This window comes from Winogradskyella aurantia, assembly GCF_002266855.1.
In the GTDB taxonomy this organism is placed as follows: domain Bacteria; phylum Bacteroidota; class Bacteroidia; order Flavobacteriales; family Flavobacteriaceae; genus Winogradskyella; species Winogradskyella aurantia.
Genome location: NZ_NGJN01000007.1, coordinates 166628 through 192952, shown reverse-complemented (window position 1 = coordinate 192952; position 26325 = coordinate 166628). Strand labels below are relative to the sequence as shown.

General features: G+C 36.0%; 28 protein-coding genes. 13 read left to right on the top strand and 15 right to left on the bottom strand.

Annotated features, from left to right (window positions below; genetic code table 11):
• From CA834_RS13155 to CA834_RS13145, 3 genes are all read left to right on the top strand, one after another.
• Positions 1-124, top strand: a 124-nt coding sequence (locus CA834_RS13155) for a T9SS type B sorting domain-containing protein (protein ID WP_133085504.1), incomplete at its 5' end; no start/stop codon positions are given.
• A gap of 6 nt (positions 125-130) precedes the next feature.
• Positions 131-1144: a PorP/SprF family type IX secretion system membrane protein gene (locus tag CA834_RS13150; protein ID WP_094969176.1), complete on the top strand. Its 1014-nt coding sequence runs from the start codon at positions 131-133 to the stop codon at positions 1142-1144.
• Positions 1145-1315: 171 nt separating this feature from the next.
• Positions 1316-1831 (top strand): gamma carbonic anhydrase family protein, encoded by a 516-nt coding sequence (locus CA834_RS13145; protein ID WP_094969175.1) that lies wholly within the window; start codon positions 1316-1318, stop codon positions 1829-1831.
• Here CA834_RS13145 and CA834_RS13140 read toward each other — a convergent pair.
• From CA834_RS13140 to CA834_RS13100, 9 genes are all read right to left on the bottom strand, one after another.
• Positions 1821-2168: a GTPase gene (locus tag CA834_RS13140; RefSeq protein WP_094969174.1), complete on the bottom strand. Its 348-nt coding sequence runs from the start codon at positions 2166-2168 to the stop codon at positions 1821-1823. The two genes, CA834_RS13145 and CA834_RS13140, sit on opposite strands and share 11 nt — an antisense overlap.
• A 33-nt stretch (positions 2169-2201) precedes the next feature.
• On the bottom strand, positions 2202-2981 hold the full coding sequence (gene murI, locus CA834_RS13135) for a glutamate racemase (RefSeq protein WP_094969173.1): 780 nt from the start codon (positions 2979-2981) through the stop codon (positions 2202-2204).
• Positions 2982-3044: 63 nt separating this feature from the next.
• Positions 3045-3545: an OmpH family outer membrane protein gene (locus tag CA834_RS13130; protein ID WP_094969172.1), complete on the bottom strand. Its 501-nt coding sequence runs from the start codon at positions 3543-3545 to the stop codon at positions 3045-3047.
• Positions 3546-3574: 29 nt separating this feature from the next.
• Positions 3575-4741, bottom strand: a complete 1167-nt coding sequence (locus CA834_RS13125) for an OmpH family outer membrane protein (protein ID WP_240507602.1) — start codon at positions 4739-4741, stop codon at positions 3575-3577.
• A gap of 148 nt (positions 4742-4889) precedes the next feature.
• Complete coding sequence (locus CA834_RS13120) at positions 4890-7460, bottom strand: BamA/OMP85 family outer membrane protein (protein WP_094969170.1); 2571 nt, start codon at positions 7458-7460, stop codon at positions 4890-4892.
• Positions 7432-8172: an isoprenyl transferase gene (locus tag CA834_RS13115; RefSeq protein ID WP_094969169.1), complete on the bottom strand. Its 741-nt coding sequence runs from the start codon at positions 8170-8172 to the stop codon at positions 7432-7434. Before CA834_RS13115 ends, CA834_RS13120 begins: the two co-directional genes overlap by 29 nt.
• A gap of 1 nt (position 8173) precedes the next feature.
• Positions 8174-8863 carry a type IX secretion system protein PorG gene (gene porG, locus CA834_RS13110; RefSeq protein WP_094969168.1) on the bottom strand — a complete coding sequence of 230 codons (690 nt, stop codon included), beginning with the start codon at positions 8861-8863 and terminating at the stop codon, positions 8174-8176.
• Positions 8864-8962: 99 nt separating this feature from the next.
• Positions 8963-9841 carry an NAD kinase gene (locus CA834_RS13105; protein ID WP_094969167.1) on the bottom strand — a complete coding sequence of 293 codons (879 nt, stop codon included), beginning with the start codon at positions 9839-9841 and terminating at the stop codon, positions 8963-8965.
• A 2-nt stretch (positions 9842-9843) separates the two neighbouring features.
• Entirely contained in the window at positions 9844-10500 is a 657-nt protein-coding gene (locus CA834_RS13100; protein WP_094969166.1) for a CBS domain-containing protein, read from the bottom strand.
• 91 nt (positions 10501-10591) lie between these two features.
• On the opposite strand from CA834_RS13100, the gene CA834_RS13095 reads away from it, so the two are divergent.
• The 6 genes from CA834_RS13095 to clpX all read left to right on the top strand — a co-directional run bounded on the left by CA834_RS13095 (position 10592) and on the right by clpX (position 15885).
• Positions 10592-11305: a pyridoxine 5'-phosphate synthase gene (locus CA834_RS13095; protein ID WP_094969165.1), complete on the top strand. Its 714-nt coding sequence runs from the start codon at positions 10592-10594 to the stop codon at positions 11303-11305.
• Positions 11302-12066, top strand: coding sequence for an alpha/beta fold hydrolase (locus CA834_RS13090; RefSeq protein WP_094969164.1), 765 nt, complete (start codon positions 11302-11304; stop codon positions 12064-12066). The genes CA834_RS13095 and CA834_RS13090 overlap by 4 nt, the downstream gene beginning before the upstream one ends.
• Positions 12067-12106: 40 nt before the next feature.
• Positions 12107-12454 carry a phage holin family protein gene (locus CA834_RS13085; protein WP_094969163.1) on the top strand — a complete coding sequence of 116 codons (348 nt, stop codon included), beginning with the start codon at positions 12107-12109 and terminating at the stop codon, positions 12452-12454.
• Between the two features lie 77 nt (positions 12455-12531).
• Positions 12532-13854 (top strand): trigger factor, encoded by a 1323-nt coding sequence (gene tig / locus CA834_RS13080; protein ID WP_094969162.1) that lies wholly within the window; start codon positions 12532-12534, stop codon positions 13852-13854.
• 85 nt (positions 13855-13939) lie between these two features.
• Positions 13940-14614 (top strand): ATP-dependent Clp endopeptidase proteolytic subunit ClpP, encoded by a 675-nt coding sequence (clpP, locus tag CA834_RS13075; protein ID WP_094969161.1) that lies wholly within the window; start codon positions 13940-13942, stop codon positions 14612-14614.
• Positions 14615-14655: 41 nt separating this feature from the next.
• Positions 14656-15885 carry an ATP-dependent Clp protease ATP-binding subunit ClpX gene (gene clpX / locus CA834_RS13070; RefSeq protein WP_094969160.1) on the top strand — a complete coding sequence of 410 codons (1230 nt, stop codon included), beginning with the start codon at positions 14656-14658 and terminating at the stop codon, positions 15883-15885.
• Between the two features lie 318 nt (positions 15886-16203).
• On the opposite strand, the gene CA834_RS13065 is transcribed toward clpX, so the two are convergent.
• A complete protein-coding gene (locus CA834_RS13065) occupies positions 16204-17721 on the bottom strand; it encodes a GH3 auxin-responsive promoter family protein (protein WP_094969159.1) in 1518 nt (505 codons plus the stop codon).
• A 53-nt stretch (positions 17722-17774) separates the two neighbouring features.
• Here CA834_RS13065 and CA834_RS13060 point away from each other — a divergent pair, with 53 nt between their 5' ends.
• The gene (locus CA834_RS13060; protein WP_094969158.1) at positions 17775-18569 is read left to right on the top strand and encodes a DUF2797 domain-containing protein; all 795 of its coding nucleotides are present in this window, start codon (positions 17775-17777) and stop codon (positions 18567-18569) included.
• Between the two features lie 70 nt (positions 18570-18639).
• Positions 18640-18891 (top strand): hypothetical protein, encoded by a 252-nt coding sequence (locus CA834_RS13055; RefSeq protein WP_094969157.1) that lies wholly within the window; start codon positions 18640-18642, stop codon positions 18889-18891.
• A gap of 69 nt (positions 18892-18960) precedes the next feature.
• Here CA834_RS13055 and rpsU read toward each other — a convergent pair whose 3' ends face one another.
• From rpsU to CA834_RS13035, 4 genes are all read right to left on the bottom strand, one after another.
• A complete protein-coding gene (gene rpsU, locus CA834_RS13050; protein ID WP_094969156.1) occupies positions 18961-19155 on the bottom strand; it encodes a 30S ribosomal protein S21 in 195 nt (64 codons plus the stop codon).
• Positions 19156-19229: 74 nt separating this feature from the next.
• A complete protein-coding gene (locus tag CA834_RS13045) occupies positions 19230-20093 on the bottom strand; it encodes a sigma-70 family RNA polymerase sigma factor (protein WP_094969155.1) in 864 nt (287 codons plus the stop codon).
• A gap of 111 nt (positions 20094-20204) precedes the next feature.
• On the bottom strand, positions 20205-22865 hold the full coding sequence (locus CA834_RS13040; RefSeq protein WP_094969154.1) for an AsmA family protein: 2661 nt from the start codon (positions 22863-22865) through the stop codon (positions 20205-20207).
• Positions 22866-22974: 109 nt separating this feature from the next.
• Entirely contained in the window at positions 22975-23679 is a 705-nt protein-coding gene (locus CA834_RS13035) for a queuosine precursor transporter (protein WP_094969153.1), read from the bottom strand.
• 69 nt (positions 23680-23748) lie between these two features.
• Between CA834_RS13035 and folK the strand changes: the two genes are divergently transcribed.
• Both folK and CA834_RS13025 read left to right on the top strand, forming a co-directional pair.
• A complete protein-coding gene (folK, locus tag CA834_RS13030) occupies positions 23749-24876 on the top strand; it encodes a 2-amino-4-hydroxy-6-hydroxymethyldihydropteridine diphosphokinase (protein WP_094969152.1) in 1128 nt (375 codons plus the stop codon).
• A gap of 70 nt (positions 24877-24946) precedes the next feature.
• Positions 24947-25378, top strand: coding sequence for a hypothetical protein (locus CA834_RS13025; RefSeq protein WP_133085503.1), 432 nt, complete (start codon positions 24947-24949; stop codon positions 25376-25378).
• Positions 25379-25658: 280 nt separating this feature from the next.
• Here the strand turns inward: CA834_RS13025 and CA834_RS13020 are convergent, their stop codons facing one another.
• Entirely contained in the window at positions 25659-26324 is a 666-nt protein-coding gene (locus CA834_RS13020) for a class I SAM-dependent methyltransferase (RefSeq protein ID WP_240507601.1), read from the bottom strand.
• Between the last annotated feature and the right edge of the window lies 1 nt (position 26325).

The following is a 26325-nucleotide window of genomic DNA, read 5'->3' as shown; positions in this document are numbered from 1 at the left end:
CTGGGACGGAACCTTCAACGGGAGCATGATGCCGAGCAGCGATTACTGGTTCACCCTGACCTACAACGAGCCGCTCACGGGAGCGCGAAAGGAATTTAGGGCCCATTTTACCTTGAAACGATAATTTATGATGAAATTAAAAAAGTATTGCCTACTAATCTTTATTATATCCTTTTGTGCAGATTTTAGTTTTGCACAAGAAGGCGTTCCAATTTATTCAGATTATTTGTTGGACAATTATTACCTAATCCATCCTTCTATGGCTGGGGTTGCAAATTGTGCAAAAGTTAGATTAACAGCTAGACAGCAATGGTTTGGTGTTGATAATGCACCGAGCCTGCAAACATTAAGTGTAAATGGTAGGTTAGGAGATTCACCAGTGGCACTTGGTGGTATATTATTTAACGATGAAAATGGATTCCATTCCACACAAGGGGGTTATGCGACTTTTGCTTATCACTTGATGTTTTCTAGAAATGAGATTGACTTGAATATGTTGTCCTTTGGTTTGAGTGCTGGATTTCTTCAATATAAATTAGACGAAACGACATTTCTGGGACCTGGGGATTTTGATGCTTTAATAGCGGGGATTGAACAAAGTGCTACCAATTTTAATATAGATTTTGGATTTTCATATCAATTCATTGATTTTTACGTGCATTTTACAGCAAAAAATATCCTTAAAAATGAAGGTATTAATTTTAATGATCAAGGATTTGAATTTGATAATTTAAGGACCTATCTCTTGTCTACTGGATATGTGTTTAGCAAATTTGGAAGTCCATGGAGTTATGAGCCTTCAATTATGTACATGTACAGGGAAGCAACGGAAGAATCTTCAATAGATATTAATGCGAAGGTGTACAGGGAAATGGATTTTGGTAAAATATGGGGAGGACTTTCATATAGGCGAAGCATAGATGGTGCCGAGTTTTTGGATGGCTCTGGTATTAGTAGCCAAAAACTACAGTATTTCACCCCTTTTATTGGAGTCGATTATAATCAATTTATGTTCGCTTATACATACTCGTATCAGGCAAATACAATTAATTTTAACCAAGGTGGATTTCATCAGATTACCCTAGGTTATAACTTTAATTGTAGACGGGAAAAATACGAATGTAATTGTCCAGCTGTAAACTAGAATTAAATTGCTATCCTTTACGATGTTTTGCTAAGGTTTTCTTAGAAAGTTGTCACCTTTGATGTCTCGCTGATATTGGTTTTTGACATCGTTAGGCGAAGTATTTTACATCATATAAGATTTGATTTATGTCTTAAAAACACAATAATTAGTATCATTTTATATTGAGTCATGCCATTAATTAAAGCAGTACGAGGGATTAGCCCTCAAATTCCAGAAGATTGTTTCATAGCAGATAATGCGACTATTGTAGGTGAAGTTATTATGGGCAACGAATGCAGTATTTGGTTTAATGCTGTTATAAGAGGGGATGTGCACTTCATAAAGATGGGAAATAAGGTAAATGTTCAAGATGGAGCAGTTATACACTGTACCTATCAAAAGTCACCAACAACAATAGGGAATAATGTTTCTATTGCACATAATGCCATTGTTCATGGTTGTACAATCAACGATAACGTCCTAGTTGGTATGGGAAGTATTATCATGGATGGATGCGTTGTGGAAAGTAACAGTATAATTGCTGCAGGGGCGGTTGTTACTCAGAACACACATATTGAATCTGGGAGTATTTATGCCGGTATTCCGGCAAAAAAAGTTAAGGATATCAGCCAAGAATTGATTTCTGGGGAGATTGATCGAATCGCCAATAACTACGTGAAATATTCGGGTTGGTTTAAAGAATAGACTTTAATTCTTTAATTAATTCTTCTACTGTTGACATCTTGCTTATAGCCTTGTAATCTAAGACTGTGGAGAGTAAATTATTATTTAATTTTAGTATTGCAGGGTAGTTAATGTTCCCGTTTGGGAACTGGGCTTCAAATTCATCCTTATGATAAAATATCATTTCGGTTTTTTGATGCTTTCTAAAGTTTTTCCAGATATTTTTCTCGCCAAAGGGACCATAGGTTAATGCACATAAACTACACGCATAGGTTTGAGGACTTAAAAGTTTATGAGCAGTATCAAAGACCGAATTTAATACTCCTGAATCAGCATTATAAATAAAAATCAATTTCATTATAGTTTAGATGTAAATCAGTGCAAAACCTTACTAGAAATCTAAGTAAGATGTTTCGAACTTGTCAGCTAAAATGGACTTTAGAACATCTAGATTACCATTTGTGAATAGCTTAACACTGGCTTTCTGTTGGCTTTTGTTAATCAGGCTTCGGGTTTTTAAAACCGTTTGTGTCTGCCTTGCTACGGCTAAACCCGAATCAATAATTTTTACTTCTCGTGGTAGTATGGAATTGAGTATAGGTATTAGATAAGGATAATGTGTACACCCTAGTACTAAGTAATCTATGTCTTGACTTAACATAGGCTCCAAATAGCTTTTAAGTAGCTCTTCCATTTCAGGAGAATACAATTTTCCGGCTTCGATCAGTGGTACTATGCCTTCACCTACTTGTTCAATTACTTTTATTCCACTGGTAAATAAGGATGATGTATTGTGGAATAAATCACTGCTTAGGGTTCCTTTAGTGGCGAGTATTCCCACAGCCTTGGTTTTAGAGTGTAATGCAGCAGGCTTTATAGCGGGCTCAATCCCTATAAATGGGACATTGTAATTACTCCTTAAGTGTGAAATGGCATTAGTAGTAGCGGTATTGCAGGCAACAACAATAATTTTACAACCCTTTTCTATAAGAAGTTTGGAATTCTTGACACTCAACTGAAGTATTTCTTCTTTTGTCTTATTGCCATAGGGCGCATTTTTGCTATCGGCAAGGTAAATGTAATTTTCATTTGGCATAAGGGTATGAAGCTCCATTAAAATGGAAGTGCCCCCAACACCTGAATCAAACATGCCTATAGGTTTAGTACTCATAGATACAAAAATAAAAAGTCGCTTATCAAGTAAGCGACTTTAAAACAAATATATTTTTGATGCTTAAATTTTTAAATAGGCTTTTACATCTATCATAAGGTCTTTACCTTCGGCCATAATTAACATGGCTGAGTCTAATACGTATTGAAAACCTTGCTGTTTAGCTACAGCCTGGATGGCATTATCAGCTTTTTCAACAATTGGCTTTAATAAATTAAACTCTTTTTCTTGAAGATCTTTTTGTGCCTGCTGTTGGTACTGCCCTAGGCTTTGCTTCATGCCTTCTACCTCTTGCATACGCTTTTGATTCTCCTCTTGTGTCTGACTAGAGGCTTCAGCATCGTATTGTTTTAGTTTGTTTTCCAGTTCCTTTATGGACGTTTGTATGGTTGTCTCATAGGTTTTGCCTAATTTTTCGATTTCTGCTTGTGCAGAAGTGTACTCAGGCATAGCTTTGATAAGCTCTTGTTTATCTATATGGGCAATTTTACTCTGTGCAGAGGTGAAACTTGTTGCTCCAATAAATAGGGCTGTAGCAAATAATAACGATTTTAAATGTTTCATTGTTTTTAAGTTGTTTTGTGTTATAAATATTAATTATTTTCTTCTTCCTTTTTAGCTTTTGCTATAGAGTCATTCTTTCTAATTTGTTCCTCACGTTCCTCGCGAGCTTTTCTCCTTTGTTCAATTATTTTTTGTTTCCGCTCTTCAAGTGCTTTTCTTCTTGCTTCTCTTTCCTTAACTTTTTGCTCTCGTTTTTCTTCTAAAATTTCTGCTTCAGTTTTTGGTTTACTCACGTTGCTTGAATCTTTTTTTACGTCTTCTTTAGGGTTTTTATTTTCGGCTTTCATCGTTTTCTTGTCATTGGCTAAAGTGTCGTTAACTGTTTTCTTAGCTGGGATTGGTGACATAACCTGTTCAGAGTCCTCTGTAGCTTCTTTAGCACCATCTGCTTGGGTAGCGCTGCTTTTACCGTTTCGTTCGTCAAGCATTCTTTGACGCCGTTCTTCAGCTTCTCGCCTTTTAGCTTCCCTCAACTCTTCTTGTTGTCTGCGCCTGTCCTCAATGGCTTTTTCTCTTTCCGCTCGTCTTGCGGCAAGTTCTGCTTCACGTTGTGCCTTACGATCATCTAGTGCTTTTTGCCTTTCATCTTTTTCTTGGCTAACGATCGGCACAACTTCTTCTTCTTCAAGGGCTTTGCGCTCTTCTTTTGAGTTAACCTGTTTTCGTCTAGATGATCTCGTTATGGTCCGTAATACTTGTTCACTTATGTCATAACGCTCAGCCGAATATAACATCACTACGTCAGCAGATTTATCAAATATAAAATCAAATTTTTTGGTTGTGGCTATCTCCTGAACTGCTGCAAATATTTGATCTTGTATAGGTTCAATGAGTTGCCTTTTTTGAATCATTAAATCCCCATTTGGACCAAAACGCTTCTGTTGAAGATCAATTATCTCAGCTTCTTCGAAGGTAATTTCCTCATAACGCTCTTCGTAAAGCTCTTTTGTTAGAAGAACACTTTCATTATCTAGTTCTTTCTTTTTTTGTTCAATAACAGATAGTTTTTTTTCGATGTCTGATTTCCATTGCAAAGCTTTTTTGTCTAACTGGGCTGAGGCTTCTTGATATTCCGGAACGTTTTGTAAAATATACTCGGTATCTATATAGCCAATTCTCACGCCACGTTGGGCATGTGCTACAAGGCCTATTAGACTTAAAAATATGATTAATAAAAGAACTTTGAATTTCATCATTTGTGTTTAATTTTTTAAAACAGTTTCCTGCAATAAATCGAAGCTTGTATTAAGCATTAGGTTACTTCAAATAAACGAAATATATTCTTAAAAATTTTAACACCATATTGAAATCCTTTATAAACTATTAGAAAATATCGTGCCAAACTTAAAACTGTTGGCCAATTATGAAATGGGTTTCCCATCCGTTAGGTTGGGTTAGACCTGGTAATGGGTCGAAGCCATACCCAAAATCTATTCCTAATAGACCAAATGCAGGCATAAAAATCCTAACCCCGAGTCCGGCGGACCTATTAAGGTTGAAAGGGTCGAATTCCTTAAAGCTATTAACAGAGGCTCCTGCTTCCATAAAGGATAATGCATAAATTTTAGCTTGAGCGCCTAATGTAATAGGGTATCTAAGTTCCAACGAAAACTTGTTGTAAATTGAACCACCATCTTGAGAAGACAAAGATTGGTTAGGGTAACCTCTTAATTGAATGATTTCCCTGCCATCTAATGCAAAATTTCCTAAACCATCACCTCCCAAAAAGAAGCGCTCAAAAGGAATAATTCCCCTATCTAGATTATAGGCCCCTAGAAAACCAAATTCTGCACTAGGTCTTAATACCAGGTTTTTGCTCAGTTCGGTATACCAATCAACTTTAAACTTAATTTTGTAGAATTCTAACCATCCAAAACGCTCTTGGTCTATTTCACCAATGCGGGCAAAATCATCTGGATCGTTCGGGTCTAATTGATCTCTTTCCTCTCTAAGAGCCTTATAATCTACGCCATTAACTAAGGAATAAGGAAAGCTAAACTTTACTGAAGCTGAAAAACTGGAACCTCCTGTTGGGTAAATAGGGTCTGTGTAAAGATTATTTCTACTCAGTCCTATGGTGTAAGATAAATTATTGGAGGTACCATCTCCGAAGGTAAACAATCCTGTATTGTAGTTTTGCAAGTCGTAATGCTGATAGCTTAAGGCTTGAGAAAGAATAAAGTAATCGTCTGGCTTGGTTAATCGTGTAGAAACACCGACAGTTAAGCCAGTAATGTTAAACCGTCGTGATTTATCGGCTCTTCGGGTTTGGGGGTTGAACAAAAACTGTCTTGAATGTGATAATGACGTAGACAACTGAAATGGCTTTTTACCACCCAACCATGGCTCACTAAATGAAAAACTATAAGTTTGGAAAAATTGACTTGCTTGTAATCTGAGGGCTAGACTCTGTCCATCACCACGAGGTACAGGCTTATAAGCATCTTTATTAAAAATATCCTTTATTGCAAAATTATTAAAAGAAAGACCCAGCGTGCCTATAAAACCACCACCCCCATAGCCACCTTGAAGTTGAATTTGACTTGACCCTTGTTCAACAACTTTGTAATCTATGTCGAGTGTACCGTCAACAGGATTGGGGTTTTTGATATCAGGAACCAGTTGTTGAGCATCGAAAAAGCCTAACTGGCCTAATTCTCGAATGGTTCTAATGATATCTGCTTTTCTATATAATTCTCCAGGTCTTGTTCTTATTTCCCTATAAATCACATGATCGTTGGTAACATCATTACCCGTAACCGTGACATTATCGAAATAGGCTGGTTTACCTTCTGATATGCGAATTTCCATATCAATAACATTACCCTCTGCACTAACTTCTACGGGATTTATAGTAGAGAACATATAACCGTAATTCTGATATGCATTGGTTAAATCATTTGCGTCTGGGTTTTCTGTGTTAGCAATGCGCTCACGCAGTTCAACACCATTGTATGTGTCTCCTTCTTTTATCCCTAAGATGCCAGCCAAGTATTTGTCAGGATATACGGTATTGCCAACAAAATCAATCTTACCAAAAGTATATTTTTCTCCCTCCTCAATTTGAATGTTGAGACTAATTGTTTTATCATTGTTGTATATGATAGAGTCTGAAATGATACGAGCATCACGATAGCCATTTTCCTTGTACTTATCTACAACACTCACTAAGTCTGTTCTAAAATCTTCCTCGATATATTTAGATCGTTTAAAAATACGAATAGGATTTTTCTTCTTCGTATTCTTCATGGCTTTCCGGAGTTTCTTATCACTTATTTTTTCATTACCATCAAAGATGATTTTTTTAATTTTTACCTTCTCTCCCTTGTCGATTTTGATTAACATGTCAACGCGCTCTTTTTCAATGGAGTCAATGACTTGTGAAGTAACAATATTAACTTTTGTGTTTAAAAACCCTTTCTTTTGGTATTTATTGGTAAGATAATTTCGTGTAGTGGCGATAAGATTTTCTGTAACCTTTTGTCCAGGAACTAAATCGTTCTCTTCTATAATTTCATCCTTTTTTCCCTTCCTAATACCTGTGATGGTTAACTCCTTGAGTTCTGGTAAATCAATAAGTTTTATCTCCAAGTTGGCTGTGTTACCTTCAATGTTTGTAAGGTATATATCTATACTGCTAAAGAGGTTAGACTTCCAAAGTGTTTTAACTGCATTAGCAATCTTTTCGCCACGTATTTGAATCTCTTCGTCTTTTCTTAGTTTAGAATAGGCAATAATAGTCTGTGGACTAAAATTAGTATTACCGGTAACCGTAATATCCTTGATCAAATAGGTCTTACCACCTTCTACTTGAGCACTAACACTAACAGTGCAAAGAAACACAACAGTGCAAAACGTTTTTATAAGGGAATTCAATATTGCTTTCTTAGGTAAGTTGTTCGCTCGTTTTTCCAAATCGTCGTTCTCTGTTTTGATAATTTATGAGTGCTTCATAGAGATTTTCCTTTTTAAAATCGGGCCATAGAATATCAGTAAAATATAATTCTGCATAGGCAATTTGCCATAGCAAAAAATTACTTATCCGCTGCTCACCACTCGTGCGAATCAGTAGGTCAACGTCTGGTAAATTTTGCGTGTAAAGATGCTTATTTATAATGGATTCATCAATACTTTCGGGTGAAATTATATTATTTTTAACTTTAACTGATAATTCCTTTATAACATTAACAATTTCTTCACGGGACCCATAGCTTAGTGCCAATGTCAATGTCATATTCTTATTGTTTTTTGTTTTTTCCATGACATCGGAAAGCTCTTGAGACGCTTTTTTTGGTAAATCATCTAGACAACCTATGGCCGAAAGTTTAATGTTGTTGTCTTGTAAGGTTTTAATTTCCTTTTTTAAGGATTTAACCAAAAGTCTCATTAACGTCTGCACTTCTATTTTCGGCCTATTCCAATTTTCAGTTGAAAAGGCATAAAGGGTTAGATTTTTAATTCCGAGTTCCGCGCTAGCCTCTACAGTCTCTCGAACCGCCTTCGTGCCATTTTCATGACCTATTACCCGGACAAGTCCCTTCTGTTTTGCCCAGCGCCCATTGCCGTCCATAATAATGGCAATATGGTTGGGCAATCTGTCTTTTTGTATTTGATCCTTTAAGCTCATATCAAAATCCGCAATAGCAAGGCATTCTTCCAAAGGTGTAAGTTAGTGTAATTCCAGAAAACACATACCAATCATTGCTGTTTGTATTACCAAAACTCAAAGACGCTCTTCCTTCATTATCTGGAACACTGCCATCTAACTCATCAGAAAAAGTATACCTAGCTCCAATTTCGGCTGCTAAAACAAAATGAGTGGAGATACTGGTTTTATAGCCTAATACCATGGGTATTCCAATGGCCCAACTATTTGTGTTTTCAGAGGTATAAACACCGTTTTGAGTAAAATAATAGTTATCGTGATTAGCAAGTGAGATGCCAGAATAGAGGTAAGGCGTGCCTTTTGGTCCCGTTTCGTGGAGGTTGAAATCGAAAAAAGTAAATTCCATACCTAATGAAATTTCTAATAGACTTGTTTCAAAACTGTAGTCGCGTTCTAAGCGCCTCGGATCATCTGATTTGTTATCCTTGCCCTCCAAATTAGAAAAAATCACAGATGCCCTAAACGAATGTCTTGGGCTTCTGTTCCATTTGAAAATTCCGCCAATAGCTGCTTGATTTGGTGAGATATAATTTGTAGCACCAACATCTCCAATAAAATTACTTCCACCAGCAAAAACACCAACTTCATAGATTTGACTCACAGCGATTTGGCTCATAAAAATGTTAACTACGAATAGCAGTAAATACCTCATATAATTTTCAAAGTTTGCAAATATAACAATTCTCACTTGTGTTCAGTAATTTGGCACAAATTGTCTTAGTGATAAACAGATTTTAAGGGTATTTATTGTTTAATTGCGGCGATCTTCACCCCAAAGCAATTTTTTACGGAGGGTGTCTAAAAATGTCTCGTCGAGGAGTTCAACCATTTTAATGGCAAAATCTGCCTTTCTCACCGTAACTTTTGTAGTATTTGGAAGGGTTACAATTCTAGAATCTAAAGACATTAAAAATTTGTCCTCCCTTCCATCCACTTTAAAGGAAATCACAGTGCTATCAGGTATAACCAATGGTCTTGCACTTAGATTGTGAGGAGCAATAGGGGTTAAAACAAAATTTTCAGCCTCAGGAGCAATTACAGGGCCACCACAACTTAAGGAGTATCCTGTAGAACCCGTTGGTGTTGACAGAATTAAGCCATCAGCCCAATAGGAAGTTAAATACTCATCGTTAAGATGTGTTTCAACTGTAATCATGGAAGTGGTATTTTTTCTGCTTATGGCTATTTCGTTCAGTGCAAAGTTAATTTCGGAAATATCGCTATGTGCAGGTTGGGTTGTAACACACAATAGCGTTCTTTTAGAAATTTTAAATTCCTTTTTTACGATTTGTTCAAAAGCATTAGAGATTTCATTGGTTTGAATAGTAGCCAAGAAACCCAATCGGCCTGTATTTATTCCCACAATAGGGATGCCTAAGTCCCCAACATAGGTTATAGCCCTGAGAATAGTGCCATCCCCGCCGATGCTCACCAGTAAATCAAAAGTTGAATCGAGTTTGTCGAAGGAATTTATAGCATTTCGTTTTGATTCGGGGAGATGCTGCTGCTGTAAAAAGCCAGCTTCAACATGAATGTCCATATCGTAATTTTGAAGCTCACCAACCAAACTTGAAAAGACGTCCTGAGATGTTTCCTTGGTGTAATTTTGCCCATATATGGCTATCTTCATCATTACATGTTTAAATATTTATCTAAATACTGTGACCGTTCCTTTAAACTCTCTATATAGGAGTCTTCCTCGTGCCCGGAAATGATGTTATAACTGTATCTCCTAAAAGTTTGAATAATTTCATTAAGACTTGAACTTCCTATTTTTAAGGTGATACGCGTTAGATCCCCGTCCATTTCAGAAATAAAAGCACCTAAAAGCTTACCGTCATTAGATTCTACAATTTGGCTAATTTCACTAAATGAATAGTCATGTATGCCTTTTTCCAACACAAGCACACCTCCAGGTTCAGAAAAGAAAGGTGTCTCATTAAATAAATGCATGATATCATTCAGCTCATAGTACCCGATGTACTTATTATTTTTATCCAAAATGGGCATAATGTTAGAGTCATTTTGAGCAAATGCCTCAAGCACATCCAACCAATTTGTGGTGTCTCGTACAAAAAAACCTTCCGCGGTGTAGCTGCACTCATTTATGGTTTTAGTGCCTTCAAAACAATGCGCGTCAGTTTCGGGGATGCAACCAATGTAAACACCATCGCGCTGTATAGGGATATGTGAATAGGTCAACTGGTTAAAAAGCATCTGCAAATCGCTCATTTTATCTGAAACCTGAAGAGGTTTAATATCGTTTATTACATAATCTTGTAACTGCATACGTACGGGTTATAATATCTTGCAAATTAACTAAAATTAAGGAGAAAGTGCTTGTTGTACTTCGTATTTTTGTGACGTAAAACTAGAGGAAATGACGAAATTAAGTGTTAATATTAATAAGATTGCAACTCTGAGAAATAGTAGGGGAGGTGACGTGCCTAATGTTGTCCAGTTTGCTATGGATGTACAACGTTTTGGAGCACAAGGTATAACTATCCATCCTAGGCCAGATGAACGCCATATTCGTTATCAAGATGCCTATGATTTAAAACCAATCATAACTACAGAATTCAATATTGAGGGTAACCCCATCCCAAAGTTTATTGATCTTGTTCTAGACACTAAACCGACCCAAGTGACATTGGTTCCTGATGCAGAAGACGCTATCACGTCTAATGCAGGTTGGGATACTATTAAACACAAGAGTTTTTTGCAAGAGGTTATTAAGGAGTTCAAAAATAACGGCATTAGAACATCCATATTTGTCGATCCTGATTTACATCAAATTGAAGGAGCAAAAGAAACGGGTACTGATAGAATTGAACTTTACACCGAAGCCTATGCGCACCAATATAAAATAGGAAATAAGAATGGTATTGAGCCTTATATGGAATGTGCTGGGCTAGCCAACACCTTACAATTAGGGATTAATGCCGGCCACGATCTATCACTCGACAATATCCAATTCTTTAAAGAGAATATCACGGGATTGCTAGAAGTTTCAATAGGGCACGCTTTAGTGGCGGAAAGTCTCTATTTAGGTATAGAGAATGTGGTGCAAATGTATTTACATAAATTAAGATGATATTACACGCTAACAGACTTGGCAAAGGTCAGCCTTTTCTTATTCTTCATGGGTTTTTAGGTATGGGCGATAATTGGAAAACTCTTGGTAGGCAATTTGCTGAGGCCAACTTTGAGGTACATCTGGTTGACCAACGCAACCATGGCAGGAGTTTTCATTCAGATGAATTTAACTATGATGCTATGGCAGATGACTTAAAACGTTATTGTGATAAGTATGGGTTAAACGATATAATTTTACTCGGGCACAGCATGGGCGGTAAAACTGCTATGGTATTCGCGTCTAAATATCCTCATAAGGTTGAAAAGTTGATTGTTGCAGATATTTCACCGAGATATTATCCTGTGCACCATGAGACTATCTTAGAAGGCTTGGACAGTTTAGGTTTTTCTGAGATTAGCTCACGTGGGGAGGCTGATGAAGCGCTTAGTAGATTTGTCCCCGATGACGGTACGCGTATGTTTTTACTTAAAAACTTATATTGGGTTGAGAAAGGAAAATTAGGATTGCGAATGAATCTTGAGGCGTTAAGAGAAACTGTTGCTGAGGTAGGTGAGGGTTTGCCATCTCACGCACATTTTGATAAAGCGTCTCTTTTTCTGCGAGGTGACAAATCTGAATATATTGGGCAGTTGGACGAGGCCATAATAAAAAAACATTTCCCAAATTCTAAACTAATTACTATTCCTAATGCTGGTCATTGGTTACATGCAGAAAACCCGGAGGCCTTTTATGAAGCAGTTATGAATTTTGTATCTTGAGGGTTAATTATAAAATGAGTAACTAAAAAAACCTATCAATATGAATCTCATCATTCGACTTTTAATCAATGCCCTAGCCGTTTTAATTCTATCTTATATTTTAAGTGGTGTAACTGTTGATGGCTACCTTGGTGCCATTATTGTGGCTGTTGTACTCTCAATTCTCAATCTTTTTGTAAAGCCTATATTAGTCATTTTCACTCTTCCTGTTACTATAGTAACCCTTGGACTTTTCCTTTTTGTGATCAATGCGCTCATTATCTTGCTAGCCGATAAATTAATAGATGGATTCAGCGTAACAAGTTTTTGGTGGGCACTTATTTTCAGTGTTCTATTATCCATACTTCAATCCATTTTGCAATCTTTATTTAAAGAGAAGGAGGCTTAGGCATTTCAATGGTTCAAAATGTTGTTGGGTTGCAAAAAATATCGTATTTTTGCAGCCCAATTTTAGTAACATATAGCATGAATATTACAAGAGAAAATAGCGATGCACTAAATGCCGTTGTTAAAGTCGAGATTACAAAAGACGATTATAGCGATAAGGTAGAAAAAATATTAACCGATTACCGCAAGTCGGCAAACATACCTGGCTTTAGAAAAGGCCATGTACCAATGAATTTAGTAAAAAAGCAATACGGTAAAGCCGTTCTTGTTGATGAGGTTAACAAACTATTGCAAGATGCGATTGGAAAATATCTGGTAGAGGAAAAATTAGATGTTTTAGGAAACCCTTTACCAAAACCTCAAGACGACCTAGATTGGGATGCCGATGCGTTTTCATTTGAATTTGAATTGGGATTAGCGCCTGAGTTTGACGTGAAATTAAAAGGTAAAAAAGCTATAACGCATTACAATATTGTGGCGGATGATAAAATGATCAACAACCAGGTTGAACATATTCAGAAACAATACGGTAAACTTATTTCACAGGATGAAGTGAGTGAGGATTCGGAAATAACAGGCAAGTTTAGTAATGAGGACAAGAACATTGAGAATGTCGCTACCATTACCTTGGATAAATTTAAAGGTAAGACAAATAGCAAGAAATTCATCGGTGCTAAAGTTGGCGATATTATTACCCTAAATACTAAAGGGCTTTTCAAGGATGACCATGACTTAATGGCGTTTTTAAAAGTGAATCATGAAGATGCTCATGGTTTAGATATAGAGGTTAATTTTGAAGTTTCTGAAATTAACAAACGTGAATTAGCCGATTTAGATCAAGACTTGTTCGACAAACTTTTTGGAAAGGGCAATGTTACCTCAGTGACCGAATTAAAAGAACGTATCAAAACCGATTCTGAGAAACAATTCACACAACAAAGTGACCAGAAGTTGCTGAATGATGTTACAGAGTATTTAGTTGAAGACACTAAGTTTGACCTACCTGCTGAATTTTTACAAAAATGGATGCAGACGGCAGGGGAGGAACCGATGAGCCAAGATCAGGCTAAAGAAGAGTTTGAAAAATCTGAAAAAAGTATACGTTACCAATTAATAGAGGGTAAGTTAATCCAAGAGCACAATCTTCAAGTACAGTTTGACGATTTAAAGGCCTATGCCATAGAAATGATTAAGGGTCAAATGGCGCAGTTCGGTCAAATGAACCCAAGCGAAAAGGAGCTAGAAGATATAGCTGCTCGAATTTTATCTAATAAAGATGAAGTAAAACGCCTTTCTGAGCAGTTAATGAGCCAAAAATTATTGGAGCTTTACAAAGCGGAAGCCAATTTGAAGACTAAGAAAATAACCTATGACGATTTTGTAAAAGAGTTTTACAGCTAATCGTTTCTGAATAAATTAGTATCTTTAAGGCGTAAAACGAAGTCGTTTTACGCTTTTTTTTTAACGAAGAATTTATTTAAAACATATGAATTACGGAAAAGAATTTGAAAAGTTTGCCACTAAGGACCAAGGAATGAATTCCTTGTATTTTGACAAGGTCATTACGAGTATGTATCCAACAAATCTTACACCAAATATTATTGAGGAAAGACAGATGAATGCAGTTGCAATGGACGTGTTTTCGCGTTTGATGATGGATCGGATTATATTTTTGGGTACTGGTGTAAATGACCAAGTAGCTAATATTATACAAGCACAGTTATTATTTTTACAGAGTGTAGATGCCGCTAAGGATATTCAGATTTATATCAATTCTCCAGGAGGTAGCGTTTACGCCGGATTAGGTATTTATGATACCATGCAGTTTGTAAAACCGGATGTAGCAACTATTTGTACTGGAATAGCTGCATCTATGGCTGCTGTGCTTTTATGCGCTGGAGAAAAGGGTAAGCGTTCAGCTTTAAAACACTCTAGAGTAATGATTCACCAGCCAATGAGTGGTACACAGGGTCAGGTTTCAGATATGGAAATTGCAGTACGAGAAACCATTAAGGTAAAGGAAGAATTATACAATATTATAGCCAACCATTCTGGGCAATCTTATGACCAAGTTGAAAAGGACTCTGACAGGGATTATTGGATGAGATCTAATGAGGCTCTGGATTATGGAATGATTGATGAGGTTTTGGAGCGCAAGTAATTAATCATTATTGCGACTAATACCTTCAAACGAGATTTATTATGGCAAAGGAAGAATTAGAATGTTCATTTTGTGGTAGAAAAAAGCCAGAAACCAATTTACTAATTGCAGGATTAGATGCCCATATATGCGACCGCTGTATTGAGCAGGCTCATGGGATTGTTATAGAAGAGTCAAAACAAAGTGGTAATTCTGAACTAAGTGCAGAATTAATGCTGCGTAAGCCCAAAGAGATAAAAGCGTTTTTAGACGAATATATCATTGGACAAGAATACACCAAGCGGGTAATGTCTGTTGCGGTTTATAATCATTACAAGCGTTTATTGCAACCACCCTCTGATGATGATATTGAAATCCAAAAGAGTAATATCATTATGGTAGGGCAGACGGGAACGGGTAAAACCTTAATGGCAAAGACTATTGCCAAGATGCTTAACGTACCTTTGGCCATTGTTGACGCAACGGTATTAACCGAAGCTGGTTATGTTGGTGAGGATGTGGAAAGTATATTGACCAGGCTACTCCAAGCCGCAGATTATAATTTGGAGAAAGCTCAGCGCGGCATTGTTTTTATAGATGAGATTGATAAGATTGCTAGAAAAAGTGATAATCCGTCCATTACCAGAGATGTTTCTGGTGAAGGTGTGCAACAAGCGCTATTAAAACTATTAGAGGGAACAGTTGTTAACGTTCCACCAAAAGGAGGTCGCAAACATCCAGATCAAAAATTCATTGAGGTTAATACTGAACATATTCTTTTTATTGCTGGTGGCGCCTTTGACGGGATTGAACGTGTTATTACCAAGCGTTTGAATATGCAAGCTATTGGTTATAGCTCTATAAAAGCTGCAACAATAGAAGATGATAATATCTTGCAATATATTATCCCAAAAGATTTAAAGGATTTTGGCTTAATACCAGAGATTATAGGTCGCTTGCCTGTATTAACGCATATGGACCCATTAGATGCCAGTACCTTAAGGGCAATCTTAACAGAACCGAAAAATGCCATCATAAAGCAATACAAAAAATTGTTTGCCATGGATGATGTGGAATTTACGATTACTGAAGGTGCTCTAGACTATATTGTTGAAAAAGCTATTGAGTATAAATTAGGTGCTCGCGGACTGCGCTCCCTTTGTGAGGAAATCTTAACAGAAGCTATGTTTAATTACCCTGGTTCTGGGGAGACCAAATTACATGTTACCAAAGCCTACGCCGAAGACAGATTATCTAAATCTACCTTAAAAAAGCTAAAGGCAGTGTCGTAATCTGTAGATTAGGTTTGTTCATTAAAAAAACCACAACTTCTAGGAGTTGTGGTTATTCTATATAATTAAGGATTGAATAATTTAATATTGCATTAATTGAAATTTAGGTTAAGTCATTAAATGCGGTTGTATTTATTACGAATATAGACGCAAATAGTTATATGAGCCTTTATTTTCATAAATACTGGCTAAACTGAAGGTTATTTCGATATGTGTTTTGAACGTGCATTTATTTTCGATAAAAACCAAGTTCTTTTTACTACATGAAACGGCTCGCAATAGCCTAAATAAATTTTAGAATAAATACTGGAGGCCAGTTTAAAGCTCATTTAAACGCAATAATTCCTCAACATACTCTCGTGAATTGGATAATCTTGGCACCTTATGCTGTCCCCCGAGCTTATTATTTTCTTTAAGCCAATCGTAAAAGAGATGAGTCCTAGCTATATGGATTTTAGGTTTATTAAGCGTCATGTTATTGTAGCGCTTAGCTTCATAGTCGGAATTGAGCGATTTTAGGGCATTGTCAAAAAGCTCACTAAAATAATCGATATTTTTTGGAGGTGTTTTAAATTCAATAATCCATTCGTGAGCACCCTTTTCCTTTCCGTTCATAAAAATAGGAGCCGCCGTATAATCAACAATTTCTGCTGCGGTGCGTTTACAGACTTTTTTTAAGGCATCTTCTGCATTTTCTATGATGAGTTCCTCACCAAAAGCATTGATATGATGTTTTGTGCGCCCCGTAACTTTAATTCTGTGCGGGTTTAGACTAACAAATCTAATGGTGTCCCCTATTTTATAGCGCCATAAGCCAGCGTTAGTGGTTATGACAAGGGCATAATTGGTGTTAAGTTTTACGTCGCTTAATGGAATTGCTTTTTGTGTCTCAGTACCATAACTATCCATTGGAATAAATTCATAGAAAATGCCATAATCTAGCATCAGAAGTAAATCGCCCGAATAATTTTGGTCCTGAATAGCAAAGAAGCCTTCGGATGCATTGTAGATTTCGTAATATTTGAATTTTTTTGAGGGCAAAATGGCTCTGTATTGCTCTATATAAGGATTAAAACTCACACCACCGTGGAAGTATACTTCAAGATTAGGCCATACCTCAAATAGATTGTCCTTTCCTGTTTTGTCTAGAACGTTATTCAATAAAACAAGCATCCAAGAGGGCACACCAGCTAGGCTAGTCACATTTTCGTTTATGGTTTCATCAACAATGGCTTGCATTTTTGTTTCCCATTCACTCATTAAGGATACCTTGTTACTGGGTGTGCTACTAAACTCGGCCCAAAATGGCATGTTGTCAATTAAAATGGCGCTTAAGTCACCAAATATGGTTCCATTTTCTCTGTGTAACTCCTTGCTTCCGCCTAGGCGTAAACTTTTTCCAGTAAAGAGCAGTGCGTCTTCATTATTATTTAAGTACATACAGAGTAAATCCTTGCTTGCCGCGTAGTGGCAGTCTTCGAGCGACTCATTGCTTACTGGAATAAATTTGCTCTTTGCATTGGTGGTACCGCTAGATTTCGCAAACCACTTTATGGGTCGTGGCCAAAAAATATTTTGCTCGCCATTACGCGAGCGCTCCACTAAAGGTTGAATGGTTTCGTAGTCTACTATCGGAACACGGTCATTGAAGTCTTGATAGGTTTTAATAGAAGCAAAGTCATACTGCTTTCCAATCTCGGTATCCTTAGATAATTTGAGCAGGCTGAACAGCAATTCATTTTGTACTTCATTTGGGTATTTTAAAAATAGTTCAATCTGGTGAAACCGCTTTTTTAAAAACCATGAAGCAATAGAATTAACAATTGGAATTGGCATGTATTGGTTATCTTTACGATACTAATTAATGCTAAAAATACTAAATTTCTTTCATGGTTTATAAAGGTGTTCTCACTAAAATGCAGACAGAGTTTCTAGATCCTATCCAGTATTATTTGGTATTTGAAAGTGACTTTATCCACGTTAATCAATTATTGAACAAAACCATTGATATTAAAAAGGTTGGAGAACAATGTTTGAGCTGTGGTTTAGACCGACCTATTTTTAGACAAGGGTTTTGTAAAACCTGTTTTTTTGAAAAGCCATTAGCTGGCGACTGGATTATGAGGCCAGAGTTGAGTATGGCGCATTTAGGGAAAGAGGATAGGGATTTAGACTATGAAAAAAAGGTACAGCTACAGCCCCATATTGTTTATTTGGCTAACTCGAGTAACGTTAAGGTCGGTGTTACCCGTAAAAGCCAAGTACCAACACGATGGATAGATCAAGGCGCGCACGAGGCCATTGAGATTGTGGAAGTACCGAACCGCTATTTAGCCGGAATTACTGAAGTGGCGTTGAAAGAACATGTGTCCGATAAAACGAATTGGAGGAATATGTTGAAAAATAACATTAAAGATGAAGACCTTTTAGCTTGGCGTTCGGAGCTTAAAGCCTATATACCCGATGAGGTCAAAACGTATTTTATTGATAATATGTCTGAGACACACTTGCATTTTCCAGTTGAAAAATACCCTCAGAAACCCAAAAGTCTAAATTTAAATAAGGACTTAGTTTATACTGGTAAACTAGTTGGCATAAAAGGGCAATATCTCATTTTTGATGATGATAGTGTTTTTAACGTTAGAAGCAATGAAGGACTCGTTGTTGAGATGACCCCATACTAACCTGTTAGGATTGCGTTAAATATTATTTTGTTTAATCATATTTAATTATTTTTAAACAAAATAAGTAAAAATGAAATCATCTCCATTCCCATATATAGCAATTACAACGCTGTTGCTAATTACGATTACCATAATGTGCGCAATGGATTTTCCATTTAATTGGATATTCTATTTAACCGTACTAGGCCAAATTTTATTGGTAGTAATGGTATATAAAGTATTGACCGATGACTACACAACAGACAAAACCTTTGAGAATTTTTATGAAGACAGACCTGTTGAGCCATTCGAGGTTTTAATTGAGAAAGAAAAATTCAGGTAGAGCAAATCCTTTTGCAAAAAAAAAGAGCAACTATTTAAGTTGCTCTTTTTGTTATATATTAAATTACATTTATATATCTTCTTGATCACGCAAGTTCTGAATATATTGCGCCTTTTGAATCTCTCTTCTTCGCTTAACAGAAGGCTTTGTAAAATAACGAGATTCTCTTAAGTTTTGCATAATCTGCACGTTCCTGTGCTTACGCTTGTAACGTTTAAGAGCACGTTCTATATTTTCTCCTTCTTTAATTTCTATTTTAATCATATGGCGTAATGTCTTTGTCTATTTCCGTAAATGGGTCGCAAATATAGCCTAACTATTTGAAAATAAAAAATTAATTATCCTAAATAGGTTTTTAATATTTTACTTTTACTGGCATGTCTTAAGCGTCTAATACCTTTCTCTCTAATTTGACGCACTCGTTCCCTTGTTAAATCGTAAATACTTCCAATTTCTTCCAATGACATCGGTGGTTGATTGCCTATTCCAAAATTCAAGCGAATAACATCACTTTCCTTTTGTGTAAGGGTTTCTAAAGCGCGCTGAATCTCAATTTGAAGAGAATCGTGCATTAAGTCTTTATCCGGTCTCGGAGAATCTTTTTCGCTGACCACATCGTATAGGCTGAATGTTTCTCCGTCCTTCAAAGGAGCATCCATGGATAAGTGACGTCCAGAATTTTTCATGGATTGCTTTACTTCCCGTATGCTAATATCAAGCTCCCTAGCTATTTCCTCAGCATTTGGCGGCCGTTGGTAAATTTGTTCCAGATGTGAATACGTTTTGTTAATTTTATTTATTGTTCCGATTTTATTTAAAGGTAGCCTTACAATTCTTGATTGTTCTGCCAAGGCCTGTAAAATGGATTGTCTAATCCACCACACGGCATAGGAAATAAATTTGAAACCTCGGGTTTCATCAAAACGTTTAGCTGCTTTAACCAAACCAGCGTTACCTTCATTTATTAAATCAGGTAATTTTAAGCCTTGATTTTGGTACTGCTTAGCTACGGAAACCACAAACCTTAAATTTGCTGTAGTTAATTTCTCTAGGGCTTCTTGGTCACCTTTCTTTATCCTCTGTGCTAATTCAACTTCTTCATCTGCAGTTATCAACGGAATCTTACTTATATCTTGTAGATATTTATCTAAGGATTTGTCTTCTCTGTTGGTAACCTGCTTGGTGATTTTTAATTGCCTCATGTATAATTTTAAAATTAGTGAACCCGTAACTTAACTTAATAATTAAGAAAAGCAAGAAATTAGGCAATAATTAACAAAATTTGGCAAAAATTACCTCTAATCGGCTAAGATTTATTTATTTTTTGTGGAATCAAGTTCTTTTTTCTTTTTAGGTTTCGTTTTTCCACTGATAATATCACCTAGTACTGACTTTACGTTTTTCTCAATATCACCTTTTACAGATGTGCTTTTGGAACTATCTGTTTCTGTGTTATTTGGGTTAGGGCTATCTGCTTTCGAATTTCCTAATACACCACCTAATAAATCATTTAATTTGTCTTTACCCTGATTGGTTAATTTTTGTGTTTGTATAGCTATGAGCTGTTTCGTGAGATTACTGACACCACTAGATAAATCTGTAGAGATTTTTGGTTGCTTGAAGGTGCCTTTAATAGCTGCTGTAATTGGTATCGAAACCTTATTCACCTCTGAATCGTTAATTTGACCAATTAAACGATTTACGTCACTGCCTAAATATTTGGCAGGTACCTGCAAAACAGCTCTATAGTTTATAGCACTCGAAAAACTATGGGTGCCTGAAATCTCAATCGGTATATCTTTATAGTTAATGGTAAAAGGCTTCACCATTACTTGGCCATTTTCAAAACTGAGACTAGCTTTAACATCATTTAAATTTAAATCTGTTAAGTCTATAAAATTGAGATTGTTGTCTAGGCTAGTTAATATGGCGCTCTCATTGGTATTAATGCTTGTAGTATGGATTTCCGCCAATGTGTTACCGGAAATCGTCGCTAAATCCGGTGAAAAACTAGAATCTAACAGGCCACTAATATCAATGGTCGAATTGAGCTTTCCTTCAAGTACCTTAGCTATGGGTGCCATGGCCTTTAGTATTTTTAAATCACTAAATGATTGTGAAATATCTAAATTTTTCATGCCCAATTTTAAGTCAAAATCTGGTTGAACACCTTGTGTTGATACATTTCCAGATACAGCAATTTGGCCATTAAAAATATCGGTAGTCATATTGCTAAGGTTGGCCTTTTCATCTTTTATTAGTAGTTGGCCCTTTACATTTTTCAATTGCAAATTATCATAAATAACGGTATTGGCCTTTGCGGCTATAGTACAATCCAAAAACCCTGGAATCTTAAAGGCTGCACTAGAAGAAGATTTTTTTTCACTTCCATTGGTAGGGGTTTCATTCTTAACCAGGAGGTCAGCAACAGAAAAAATATTAGAGTTAATACTAAAGTTACCTTGAAGATTTTTGTCGCTCAAGAGGAAACCCAATAAGTTATTTATTTTTCCAACTGCTGAAAAATCACTTTCTCCGGTTACGGCCTCTAAACCTTTCAGAGTAACAGTGCCAGGTTTAAAACTTAATTCTGCAGTGTTGATTTGAATAGGATTCTCAAAGTCTGATAAAGAAAACACTAAATTTTGCATAGAAATGTTACCATTGCTTTTAATGCGCTGAAAGTTGTTAGTCTCTATAGCTTCCATATCAAAGGAGGTGTTGAGTTGTCCTTTTAAAATCCCGCTAAGTTGATTCTTTAGGGAAACGGGATAAGCTTTAGAAATATTAGCGAGGTTTAAAACACCGTCTAAAAAAGCATCAACAGTTATGTTTTCTGTAAGGTTTTTGATATGGGCCTCAGATTTAAAAACATCTTCATCAATTTTAAAATTTAAGGTATTGATGTCCACATAGGTATCTTTCGTATTTCCTGTGGTATTCTTAATATGCGCTTGAAGTTCTATATTATCTACCTGTTTGGGAAGATCGGGATATTTAAACGAAGCGTTATCCGACTGCATACTAATATCGAATGTAGGTATGGTTTCTTCGGAAAGAAGTCCTTTAATCGCGCCATTTAAGGTAAAATTCCCAGTAGTTGAGACGTTTTCAATATTTTTTGTGTATTCCTCAGGCATTACGGCAAGAAAATCCTTGAAGGACGATTCAGGATTTCTGAATTTAAGGTCTAATTCTTGACCATCTTCGACGAGTTTCACAAAGCCTTCCAACTCGAGGGGCAAGGCATTAATAAATCCTTTGTTGTCCTTAAATGTATAGATGTCGTCCTCTAAATTCAGGTCAATTAAGGCAGCCAGTTTAAGTCTTGTGTTGCTTAAATAGGCAGTGCTATCAATAGAAAGGCTGATCCTAGCTTCTGTATTGGTTTCTAGTTGGGAAAGATCTTGTGAGAAGATGCCCTTACCACTGTGGTTTAATTCCGTGATATGAAATGTAGTATTGCTTTCTTCGTCGATATAAGTTAAGACGCTATTGTTTACTTCGTAATTTTGAATATCAAAACTAAAGGATTCAGAATTTGTGGTTTCAGGTTTGGATGAACTTCCATTTTCCTTTATAATGTCATAATTGTCTGTACCATTCGTATTCGTCTTTAGGGTTAGGAGTAGCTCTTTTGCAACAATCTCATTTACTATGAGTGGATTTTCCTTGCCTTTAAACAACTCACCAATTGGCATTGCAAAGGAGAGATCTTTTACTGTTGCTAAAGTTTCATTCTTAAATGGAGCACGATTTGTAATTTTTAGATTTTCCACATGTATTTCTGCACTGGGGAAACTACTAATGAGACTTAGACTAATATTGTCAAAACTTAAATCAGCGTCCAAGTTTTTGTCTGCATAACTTTGAACTATTGTATCTATTTTAGATTCTAGCACAAAGGGAACCGCTATAAGAATAGCGATGAAAATAAATAACAATAGGGCTAAAATTTTGAAAAACTTCTTCATTATGGTTGCTATTCGCGTTTAATGTTATATCTATATAGTATACGCAAAATTGACCAGAATAGTTGTGATTATAGCTAACTTTAGCAAGATTTTAAAGGTGTGTTAACTCTTAGGTAAGATCAATTTCTTCATTTACCTTGAGCTTAAAACGTTTTCTGAACAGAAAAACGCCAAGATATAAAAACGGCGTATCGAAGACCGCTATCATTACCTTAAATAAGAAGCCTGCAATAAGCAGCCCCATGAACTGTTCCCATTCAATTTTTCCAAAGCTGCACAGTAGAATTAGTACCGCAGCAGTGTCCACAAATTGAGATGAAAATGTAGAAAAATTATTTCGCAACCAGAGGTATTTGCCTTTTGTAAGATTCTTCCAGAAGTGATAAATATGAATATCTACAAACTGAGCTAAAAGATATGCCATCATGCTAGCAAATACGGCAATGGCAGTGCTTCCGAAAACTCTGGTAAACATATCGTCCTGAACGGGTGACCATGGTGTAGCGGGTACAGCGTTTGCGGTATAGATAATCAACATGGAAAAAAATGAAGCGAAAATGCCGGCTATGACCACTTCATTAGCTCTCTTTTTCCCATAGATTTCACTGATAAGGTCAGTAATCAAAAAGGTAATTGGGTACGGTAAAATACCTACTGATATTTCAAATAACTGCGTATCAAAAACTTCTAAGTTAAAGGGATACCAATAAAAAAACTTTTGAAAAATTAGATTTGAAACAACCAGTGAGGTTATAAAAAGTGCGCCCAATAAGAGGTAAATCCGTTGGGCTAAAAGCTTGTCTTTAAGTGGCATTAAAATTTGTCAATAAGTTGTTTGCGCAAAGATAACCTATTAATATTTCTTTTAGTTATTTTGTTTTTTATGGTACCAAACAAGACCGTTTATATAGGGCTAGGAAGTAATAAAGGCGATAAGGTATATTTTTTGCAGTCTGCCATTGACGCTATTTTTGAAACTATAGGCGCGGTAAAAAAAATATCAAAGATCTATGAAACTCCTGCGCTAGGTTTTGATGGTGAAAATTTCTATAACGCTTGTATTAAAGTTGAAACGCATTTATCGCCCAAGAAACTGTTAAAAGCCTTACAAGAGATCGAAAAACAATTGGGGCGTTCTGCAAAAACAAAATCGGGTTATGAATCGCGTGAAATAGACTTGGATATTTTACTCATTGAGGATGAGGTCATAAGCGAAAAAAATGTAGTCGTTCCTCATCCGGAGCTGCATAAGCGCAAGTTTGTTTTAAGACCCTTAAACGATCTAGAGGGAGAATTGGCACATCCAAAACTTAAAAAATCAATTGGGCAATTACTTGCGGAATGCGAAGACCCGTCCATTATTGAGCCCGCGAGAATTTGGTTGAAGAATCCGAAAAAGCGTTACACATTTACACAGCACAACTATGTTGCTATAGAGGGTAATATCGGTGCAGGTAAAACCAGTTTGGCAACTAGAATTTCAAATGATTTCAATGCCAAACTTGTTTTAGAACGGTTTGCTGATAATCCTTTTTTACCAAAGTTCTATAAGGAACCAGAACGCTATGCTTTTACCTTAGAAATGTCTTTTCTTGCTGATAGATACCAGCAAATAAGTGACGATTTATCACAATTAGATTTGTTTAAAGATTTTTTGGTTAGTGACTATGATGTTCATAAATCCTTAATCTTTTCAAAGGTAACATTACCTGAAGATGAGTTTAGACTGTATCGTAAACTGTTTTATCAAGTATATAAAGATATTGCACGACCTGATTTGTATGTGTATCTCTACCAGAATACTGAGCGTCTTCAAGAAAACATTAAAAAACGTGGTCGCAAGTATGAGAAGGAGATTCAAGATGAATATCTTGAAAAGATCAATTCGGGTTACCTCAGTTTTTTAAGAAACCAAACCGAATTGAATGTCAAAATCATTGATATTTCAGATCGTGATTTTGTAAAGAAGCGTGAAGATTATTTGTGGTTGCTAAGTGAAATAAATAGTTAGGTATTGTTATGGAAATTCTCTAATTTAGATACTTGTTAAGTAAATTGAACAACGTTTAAAATAATCCATTATGAAAAAAATCACTTTATTACTTCTATTTGTGCTGATGTTTGCTACAACCAGCATGTATAGTCAGGCAAGAACCGAATTAAATTTTGGTATTATCGGTGCTAACTATGAAATTCCGGTAAGTGATGATATTACCATTGCGCCTTTTGCAGGAACAAACTTAGATCTCGATTGGTTAACATTAGGGGTAAAAGCTAATTACTATTTCGATAATTTATTTGACTTAACCGATGATGCATGGGATGTGTATGGCGGAGCGGGTGCTGGTTATGCATTTTATAATGGAGATGGAAATGACGACAATGATTTAGATATAGGGCTACATGTTGGTGGTCGATGGTTCTGGAATGACAAATGGGGGATTTATTTAGAATTTGGAGGAGGAAATACGCAAGGCGCAACAGGTGGCCTTGGGCTAACAGTGAAACTATAATAAAAGGATATTACTAATTAATGGTCGCTTAGGTAATTTGCTTAAGCGACTATTTTTTATGCATACAGCGATTGCGGGACATCAATCAAAATTATTTGAGTTTTAGTCATTTTTAACTTGCTTAGCATATCAGGGATAACTCCTCATTATTAACCATCAATTTTATGGGTTATTGCTCAACTTCAGTTATGGCTGTACCTCTAAAGTGAATTTCACATCATATTGTGTCACGAACCTTTAGCTGTGGCATTAAACCAGAAAAATAATTAGAGAACTGTGTTTAAAAGCATTTGTATATGCTCGTTGCAATACAATCTCTATTGGACTCTAGAACAATATTGAGAAGCATCACTTCTTCTATAATTTCTAAATTAAACGGTGATGCTAAAATATCAACACCACTATTTTGTTTTAAGCGTATACCTTGACTGGCAATTTTGTCTTTATTTGGCTCAAAATCACCAAGGGGCAAATGCTCGGTTAATATAATGTATTTGTAATTGGTAAGCTTATTTACCACGTTCTTGATTTCTGGATTAGACAAATGTTGCAGCACTTGTCTCAAGATAACGCAATCAGCTTTTGGTAGCTTGTCTTTTGAAATATCTAAACAATGAAACTCTAAATTATCTGCTTTAAATATTGCCTTGTTTCGTTCTATCAGACTTTCAACAATATCAATGCCTGTATACTTATAGGTGTACTCTACAAAATGTTTACCAATATTAAAATCACCACAACCTAAATCACAAACTGTTAATGAATTATTTTGTGATTTTAAAAAATCTCTAACCGCATCTATATAAGGACTTGTAATTTTTAAATTATGAGAACCTTCACCAGAATAAAAATCAAACTCAATGCCGCCCCAAAGATGTTTATCGTAAATCTGATTCATAACATCTTTGGTGGACCAGGGTGTTTTTAACTTTTTAGAATACGACATT

Excerpts from the sequence above, each read along its gene's own strand:
- rpsU (WP_094969156.1), bottom strand. The coding sequence starts at position 19,155 with ATGATTAAAATAGAAATTAAAGAAGGAGAAAATATAGAACGTGCTCTT.
- CA834_RS13085 (WP_094969163.1), top strand. The coding sequence starts at position 12,107 with ATGAATCTCATCATTCGACTTTTAATCAATGCCCTAGCCGTTTTAATT.
- porG (WP_094969168.1), bottom strand. The coding sequence starts at position 8,863 with ATGAGGTATTTACTGCTATTCGTAGTTAACATTTTTATGAGCCAAATC.
- CA834_RS13025 (WP_133085503.1), top strand. The coding sequence starts at position 24,947 with ATGAAAAAAATCACTTTATTACTTCTATTTGTGCTGATGTTTGCTACA.
- murI (WP_094969173.1), bottom strand. The coding sequence starts at position 2,981 with ATGAGTACTAAACCTATAGGCATGTTTGATTCAGGTGTTGGGGGCACT.
- CA834_RS13045 (WP_094969155.1), bottom strand. The coding sequence starts at position 20,093 with ATGAGGCAATTAAAAATCACCAAGCAGGTTACCAACAGAGAAGACAAA.
- CA834_RS13035 (WP_094969153.1), bottom strand. The coding sequence starts at position 23,679 with ATGCCACTTAAAGACAAGCTTTTAGCCCAACGGATTTACCTCTTATTG.
- CA834_RS13065 (WP_094969159.1), bottom strand. The coding sequence starts at position 17,721 with ATGCCAATTCCAATTGTTAATTCTATTGCTTCATGGTTTTTAAAAAAG.
- folK (WP_094969152.1), top strand. The coding sequence starts at position 23,749 with ATGGTACCAAACAAGACCGTTTATATAGGGCTAGGAAGTAATAAAGGC.
- CA834_RS13105 (WP_094969167.1), bottom strand. The coding sequence starts at position 9,841 with ATGAAGATAGCCATATATGGGCAAAATTACACCAAGGAAACATCTCAG.
- CA834_RS13055 (WP_094969157.1), top strand. The coding sequence starts at position 18,640 with ATGAAATCATCTCCATTCCCATATATAGCAATTACAACGCTGTTGCTA.
- CA834_RS13115 (WP_094969169.1), bottom strand. The coding sequence starts at position 8,172 with ATGAGCTTAAAGGATCAAATACAAAAAGACAGATTGCCCAACCATATT.
- CA834_RS13090 (WP_094969164.1), top strand. The coding sequence starts at position 11,302 with ATGATATTACACGCTAACAGACTTGGCAAAGGTCAGCCTTTTCTTATT.
- CA834_RS13100 (WP_094969166.1), bottom strand. The coding sequence starts at position 10,500 with ATGCAGTTACAAGATTATGTAATAAACGATATTAAACCTCTTCAGGTT.
- CA834_RS13060 (WP_094969158.1), top strand. The coding sequence starts at position 17,775 with ATGGTTTATAAAGGTGTTCTCACTAAAATGCAGACAGAGTTTCTAGAT.
- CA834_RS13150 (WP_094969176.1), top strand. The coding sequence starts at position 131 with ATGAAATTAAAAAAGTATTGCCTACTAATCTTTATTATATCCTTTTGT.
- clpX (WP_094969160.1), top strand. The coding sequence starts at position 14,656 with ATGGCAAAGGAAGAATTAGAATGTTCATTTTGTGGTAGAAAAAAGCCA.
- CA834_RS13020 (WP_240507601.1), bottom strand. The coding sequence starts at position 26,324 with ATGTCGTATTCTAAAAAGTTAAAAACACCCTGGTCCACCAAAGATGTT.
- clpP (WP_094969161.1), top strand. The coding sequence starts at position 13,940 with ATGAATTACGGAAAAGAATTTGAAAAGTTTGCCACTAAGGACCAAGGA.
- CA834_RS13125 (WP_240507602.1), bottom strand. The coding sequence starts at position 4,741 with ATGATGAAATTCAAAGTTCTTTTATTAATCATATTTTTAAGTCTAATA.
- tig (WP_094969162.1), top strand. The coding sequence starts at position 12,532 with ATGAATATTACAAGAGAAAATAGCGATGCACTAAATGCCGTTGTTAAA.
- CA834_RS13145 (WP_094969175.1), top strand. The coding sequence starts at position 1,316 with ATGCCATTAATTAAAGCAGTACGAGGGATTAGCCCTCAAATTCCAGAA.
- CA834_RS13095 (WP_094969165.1), top strand. The coding sequence starts at position 10,592 with ATGACGAAATTAAGTGTTAATATTAATAAGATTGCAACTCTGAGAAAT.
- CA834_RS13140 (WP_094969174.1), bottom strand. The coding sequence starts at position 2,168 with ATGAAATTGATTTTTATTTATAATGCTGATTCAGGAGTATTAAATTCG.
- CA834_RS13040 (WP_094969154.1), bottom strand. The coding sequence starts at position 22,865 with ATGAAGAAGTTTTTCAAAATTTTAGCCCTATTGTTATTTATTTTCATC.
- CA834_RS13130 (WP_094969172.1), bottom strand. The coding sequence starts at position 3,545 with ATGAAACATTTAAAATCGTTATTATTTGCTACAGCCCTATTTATTGGA.